This window comes from Collinsella aerofaciens (assembly GCF_028209625.1).
In the GTDB taxonomy this organism is placed as follows: Bacteria; Actinomycetota; Coriobacteriia; order Coriobacteriales; family Coriobacteriaceae; genus Collinsella; species Collinsella aerofaciens_AM.
The window spans coordinates 1-1,657 of record NZ_JAQLDU010000040.1; the positions used below are offsets into that span (position 1 = coordinate 1).

1 protein-coding gene is annotated in these 1,657 nt (G+C 59.3%); it reads right to left on the bottom strand.

Annotation, left to right across the window (positions count from 1 at the left end; translation table 11 throughout):
• Positions 1–102 precede the first annotated feature (102 nt).
• Positions 103–1,509 carry a helix-turn-helix transcriptional regulator gene (locus PMW70_RS09650; protein ID WP_271744731.1) on the bottom strand — a complete coding sequence of 469 codons (1,407 nt, stop codon included), beginning with the start codon at positions 1,507–1,509 and terminating at the stop codon, positions 103–105.
• Positions 1,510–1,657 lie beyond the last annotated feature (148 nt).

The following is a 1,657-nucleotide window of genomic DNA, read 5'->3' on the forward strand; positions in this document are numbered from 1 at the left end:
GTCGTGCTTCACCCTGAGGTCTATACTCATGGAAAACCTCCCATTTCCCGATGTCCAAGAAATGGGAGGCAGTTCACAGGCACCTTTGTGGTGGTTTTTGTTTTAGGCCGAGGGGAAGGCCTTGGTGAGACCGGCGCGCGTCTGCGTGTCGGTCTTTTGGTAAATAGAGCTCAGGTGGCGCTGTACCATGCGCATCGAGATACCAAGCTCCTCGGCGACCTGTTTGAGCGGGCGCTCGTCCTGGGTTACGGCCATGAGAACGTCGACTTCGCGCGGGGTGAGGCCGTGGTTGACGATGAAGGCCTGGCGCTGCTCCTCGATACTCGGTGCTGCCAGCGCCTCCTCGGCAAGCTGTTGATGTTCGCGCTCCTGCTCGGTTTGGGGCAGGCGGAACAGGCCGGCTGCCACGAATGCTGCGCAGGCGGCGACGAGCAAAATGAGCGCGCCGATCATAATGAGGGCAACGTTATCCGAGGTCACGAGAGCAAGCGAGATGCCTGATGTGGTGAAAGCGCATACATTGTTGGCGGCGCGGCCCATGCCAGCCCAAAGAGCGGGCGCATGCATGCGCGGTGCCAGCTGTGTAAAGGTGGCAGTGAAGAACGTGACGAAAAAGCCCGAGCTCAGGTAAAAGACTACAAGGCCCAGGTTGGGATCGGCGCCGGCCTCCACGGCCAGGATGGAAATGGTCGAGAGCACGGCGATGCCGAGCATGACAAGTCCCATGTATCGGCGCTCGGCAAGATCAAAGATAATGCCGGCGGCAAGGCCGCTCGCCGCCAAAAAGAGGCGCGGCCATGTTTGCACGGCAATGGTGCCGTGGGCGTTGGAGAGCGTGACCACGTTGTCGAGGGTCGAGAACAAGCAGGCAAGAATCATGACGAGCGCGATGCTCCAACATGCCTGCTTGGCGAGGGCGTGAGAGGGCTCAACAAAGGGATTGATGGCAGGGTTCGCGGCTGTGTCTGTGTTTTGAGGAACAGCGCTGAGGGCAGAGATGGCGATCGTCGCTGTGCCGAGAACGATAAGCTCTGCGATACCGCCGCAATTGAGCAGGTTGACGGCGAACTGCATCAGGATGCCCGCGGCATAGGCCGCTCCCGCGCCGGTGGCGAGTTTGGGGTCATCCTGGAATGCCAACGAAAAGGCGTGGTGAGCAGCGGCGCCCAGCAGACCGAGCCCAAAGAATGCCACGCAGCCCAGAATCTCGAGCACAAGCGGGGCCGTAGGGAACTGAATTTGCGTCAGGCCCATGATGACGATAGGGACGGCGGCGGCGTTGACGGCTGCTAGTGAGTGGCCTTTGCGCTGTGCGAGCCCGAACAGCGGCGCGTACCCGATAAAGCCGAGCACGCTCGCACCCAGAATAAAGCCCTGTGCGATTACAACGCGTTCGGCACCGGAGAGCAGCCCGACATTGATATCGAAGCGAAACTCGGCGGAAAGAAAGGCGAAGGTAAAAAGAGCGAGTGTCAGAAGCGCGTTGATTTTAGGCTTGCTTAGGTTCAAGGACGGTCCTTTGGATGGACGAATAATCGTGTCCTCGATTGTAGACCATGACGGTAGGGGGTGGGCCTTTCGGGGGGTGTTCCTATAGTTTTGTCAACTGGGCAATGCTGTTTTCGAGATTGAATCGCGACATGCTAACGCCAGGCCT